The organism is Tepidamorphus sp. 3E244, from assembly GCF_046159835.1.
Classification (GTDB): Bacteria; Pseudomonadota; Alphaproteobacteria; order Rhizobiales; family Tepidamorphaceae; genus JACKJK01.
The window spans coordinates 1-3,820 of the sequence record NZ_JBJXCY010000004.1 but is presented as its reverse complement, the minus strand read 5'-3'; the positions used below and the strand labels follow the sequence as shown (position 1 = coordinate 3,820).

Annotated in this window: 4 protein-coding genes and 1 pseudogene; 1 reads left to right on the top strand and 4 read right to left on the bottom strand. The window is 61.3% G+C overall.

Translation table 11 applies throughout. The features are described 5' to 3' along the window. The first annotated feature begins 106 nt into the window (after window positions 1-106). Entirely contained in the window at window positions 107-1,288 is a 1,182-nt protein-coding gene (locus tag ACKTEK_RS15965; protein ID WP_409166316.1) for an NnrS family protein, read from the top strand. Between the two features lie 12 nt (window positions 1,289-1,300). Here ACKTEK_RS15965 and ACKTEK_RS15960 read toward each other — a convergent pair whose 3' ends face one another. The 4 genes and pseudogenes from ACKTEK_RS15960 to ACKTEK_RS15945 form a co-directional block, all read right to left on the bottom strand. Then, entirely contained in the window at window positions 1,301-2,245 is a 945-nt protein-coding gene (locus tag ACKTEK_RS15960; RefSeq protein ID WP_409166315.1) for an FAD:protein FMN transferase, read from the bottom strand. Continuing rightward, window positions 2,242-2,706, bottom strand: a complete 465-nt coding sequence (locus ACKTEK_RS15955; protein ID WP_409166314.1) for a nitrous oxide reductase accessory protein NosL — start codon at window positions 2,704-2,706, stop codon at window positions 2,242-2,244. The genes ACKTEK_RS15960 and ACKTEK_RS15955 overlap by 4 nt, the downstream gene beginning before the upstream one ends. A gap of 98 nt (window positions 2,707-2,804) precedes the next feature. After that, the gene (locus ACKTEK_RS15950) at window positions 2,805-3,635 is read right to left on the bottom strand and encodes an ABC transporter permease (protein ID WP_409166313.1); all 831 of its coding nucleotides are present in this window, start codon (window positions 3,633-3,635) and stop codon (window positions 2,805-2,807) included. After that, window positions 3,632-3,820, bottom strand: a pseudogene (locus ACKTEK_RS15945) (ABC transporter ATP-binding protein); the annotation flags it as partial. The pseudogene ACKTEK_RS15945 and the gene ACKTEK_RS15950, both read right to left, overlap by 4 nt.

Below are 3,820 nucleotides of genomic sequence, written 5' to 3'. Positions count from 1 at the left end.
ATCGAGTTTTTGAAGCATGTTTCCTTCAGAGCTTGCTCAACTGCAAAGAGAGAACCGCGCTTGGTCATAAGGTCTGGGAGCCTAGTCCAGTATTTGGAACCAAACCATGCCCATCCCACGTACGCGCGGCTATACAGGCCCCGCCCTTTTCAGTTATGGCTTCAGGCCCTTCTTTCTTGCCGGTGCCATCTACGCCGCAGCGTCGATCGCGGTCTGGTTGCCTGCATGGTTCGGGAATATCATCTTGCCGACGCATTTTGCGCCTGTCGAATGGCATGTGCATGAGCTGCTGTTCGGCTTCCTGCCGGCGATCGTCACCGGATTTCTGTTTACCGCGGTTCCCAACTGGACCGGACGCATGCCGTTGCAGGGCGCCGGGCTCATAGTTCTTGTTGCTCTCTGGATTGCCGGCAGGCTGGCGGTGCTGATGTCGCAATGGATCGGCTGGCAGGCAGCGATGATGGCCGATTGTGCTTTCCTTTTAGCCGTCGCGCTCGTTATCGCGCGTGAAATCGTCTCAGGCGGCAACTGGCGCAACCTGAAAGTTCTCATTCCGCTCGGCATACTCACGGGTGCGAATGCATTGTTTCATTGGCAAGTGGTTTTCGCGGACGACACACTTCTGGCGCGACGCCTGGCCTTTGCCGCAGCCACGCTTCTCATTGTCATCATTGGCGGCCGCATTGTGCCGAGCTTCACCCGTAACTGGATGGTGCGGGAAAACCCCGGACGGTTGCCTACGTCATTCGGGCCGTTCGACAAGTTGGCAATCGGTGTGACGAGCCTGGCGCTTGCTGGTTGGATTGTGCTGCCAGAAAAGACGGTGACCGCGCTGTCGCTTGTCGCGTCAGGGGTCATGCAATTGCTTCGTCTCGCGCGCTGGGCCGGATATCGCACTCTGCGTGATCCGCTCGTGTGGATCCTGCACGCGGCCTACGCCCTGCTGTCTGTGGGCATGATGGCGCTGGGCATGGCCATTCTGGCGCCGGAAGCCATCCCTCCTGCGGTGCCTTATCATTTGCTCGGGGTCGGTGCGTTCGGCACGATGACGCTTGCCGTCATGGTGCGCGCGGCACGCGGGCACACCGGTCAGGAGTTGCGGGCGGGTGCAGGCGGCAAGCTGGCTTTCGCAGCAATTCTTTTGGCGACTGTTGCTCGTCTCTCCGCAGAATATGCGCCCGCGGCTTATGTCGGACTGCTCTATTTGGCGGCAACGTTCTGGATCGTTGCGTATGCCGCATTCGCCGTCACGCTCGGCCCCGCGCTGTCACGGCCGCGCGGATCGTGACAGCAGAGGTTCTTAGACTTCGAACCGAACTTCGCCGAGCCGGGCATGCTGGCCGATGACCGCAGCATTGCCACTGGCCTTGATCATCCGCTCCACGGCTTCCGGTGTCATCAGGGCAGCGGCCGTCGACATCGCATCCGCCATGGCAGCAGATTCATGGATGACGGTCGTGCGTAGCCAGTCGGATTGAGCTGGCTTGCCGGATACGGGATCGATCAAATGGCTCTCGCCATCGGCGCTGAAAACCGTTCCGGAAGGGGCGCTGGTGGCGATCGCGCGATCGCGCAAACGAACTTCAGGGCCATCGGTATTACCAAGATGTACAGGCCAACCGCGCATGCCTGAAGGCGCGCCGATTGCGCTGATTTCTCCGATTTCGACGAGCGCCTCGCTCAAGCCGTTGCGGCGGAGGTAGTCGGCGATCCGGTCGGTCACGAAGCCCTGGGCGATGCCATTGAATGTGAGGGCGGCGCCGACGGGCAAGACGATGCGATCCACATCCACGGCGACCTTGTGCCACCCAGCAAGCTTTCTGGCGTGCGCAAGCGCGTCCTCATTCGGTTTCCCGCCGGCCTTGGCATAGGTCTGCCAGAGGGGTTGAACGGTCGGGTCGAAAATCCCTTCGCTGAGTGAATTGGCAGCCGAAACCTGGCTCGCCAGCGCCAGCAGGTCGGGCGCAGGCTCCGCAAGGAACCCGTCTGCGTTCAATCGGCAGAGCGCGCTTTGCGGGCGGTAAAGGCTGAAGAGGTCCTCGAGCCGCGAGATCTCGTTGCGGACCTCGATGAGCAGCTTTTGCGCCCGCGATGCCTCCAGCCCGGCAAGCCGGATCTGCGCATGAGCACCAAGTGCCACACCCTGCCATTGCTGCATTGAGGCTGCAGAGGGGGAAATGCCCGATATGCCGTAGGCGGCGGTGGCAGCGGAGATTGCGATGAAACGTCTGCGGGTGATGGTCATTGCATTGAACCCATATGCGCATGAACGTTCGTTTCTTCTTCATTGACGGAGGTCAGGTCGGCAGGTCCCAACACGTAAGTGTCGGGAATCTCGGCGAGATGCACCGCGCGCCCTCCATTCTCCGCGATGAATTTTTCAGCGGCCTGCATCGCGCCGAACGGAATTGCCTCCGGCGCGCTCATGCCGCCCTTTCGGGCGCTTTCAATGACGAAGACCGCATCTTCGGCATTGATCCATGCACCGTCGCCGGGATGGGCCCAGCTATCTGCCTTTGACATGTCATGCACATAGGTGACCACGGCTTCTGCCAGTTCTTCCGGCGACCTGAGATAGGCCACTGCATCGCGCACCTGTGTAAACCAGACCGGGTGTTCGTATCCCTTCAGATGGACCTGCGCCTTCGGGCCTTCGTGCTCGAGAACGGTCATGTTGCAGTAGTGACCGACGGCTTCCTCGGTCATGGCGACCGGAGCGGGCAGGGCGGCGCTCTGTTCTTCCTCGGAACAGCCGCCAAGGGCCGCTGTGACGGTGAAGAGAGCTATAGCGAACAGAGTGCGTTTCATGGCCGGACCCCTTTCAGCAGGAGAACAGCGAAGGAGATGGCGGCAAGCGTCCAGGCAAGCGGGCTGACGAGCACCCATGCGCTATGCGCCAGCGGACTGCCGGACACCGAACCAAGGCCTTTCTGCACGAGAGAGGCATCGGCTGCGTTCATGTTGAACAGACGGAAGGCATCAGCCGGATTGACCAGCAGGAGCCAGGGGAAGACCGAGCGTGCGAACACGCCCTCGCCACTGGCAAGCAGGCCGCCGAGAAGCGCCAGATCGTAGAGAACGACGGCGGCGAGCCAGATTCCGACGGCGAGTGCTGCCGCCGTGCCCGTCTGGCGCACGCTGGCGCTGGCTACATAGCCAATCGCAATAAAGACAGCACCGAGCAGGATGCTCGTGGCCGTTAGCGCCGCCAGATCGCCAAGCGGTCGCGCACCTGCATAATCATCGAGTGCAATCGCGAGACCGGCGGCGACACCGGAACTGACAATGATCGCAATGGCGAGCACTGCCAGATGCCCTATGAACTTGCCGGCCAGCAACTGCCAGCGCGGGATCGGCGTTGCCAATACCAGTTGAAGAGTTCCGCGATCAATTTCACCGGCAATCGCGTCGAAGGACAGCAGCAGCGCGATCAGCGGTATGAGGTAAACCGATAGGGTCGACAGGCTGGCGATGGAAACGCTGAGAAGCGGCGCATCGACCTGGCCTGAAGCGCCGCTACCGAGCAGCACCAGCAGTACCGCAAAGACGGTCAGGATCACTGTCGACAGCAGCACCCAACTGTTGCGGAAGCCGAGGCGGGCTTCCGTACGCGCAATGGCGAGAAGCGCATTCATGGCCGGACCTCCTTCTCAGGGTCGCAGGCGGAGTAGTGCCGGTAGACCTCATCGAGGCTCGGCGGGATCACCTCGATATCGGCAATTTCGCCGGGACGCTCATGAATTGCGGCTAGGATCGCCATTTTCTCGTCCGGCTCGCAGGTCACCTCGACCGAAGCGCCATTGATGCGCCGTCCGCCAAA

Excerpts from the sequence above, each read along its gene's own strand:
- ACKTEK_RS15950 (WP_409166313.1), bottom strand. The coding sequence starts at position 3,635 with ATGAATGCGCTTCTCGCCATTGCGCGTACGGAAGCCCGCCTCGGCTTC.
- ACKTEK_RS15955 (WP_409166314.1), bottom strand. The coding sequence starts at position 2,706 with ATGACCGAGGAAGCCGTCGGTCACTACTGCAACATGACCGTTCTCGAG.
- ACKTEK_RS15960 (WP_409166315.1), bottom strand. The coding sequence starts at position 2,245 with ATGACCATCACCCGCAGACGTTTCATCGCAATCTCCGCTGCCACCGCC.
- ACKTEK_RS15965 (WP_409166316.1), top strand. The coding sequence starts at position 107 with ATGCCCATCCCACGTACGCGCGGCTATACAGGCCCCGCCCTTTTCAGT.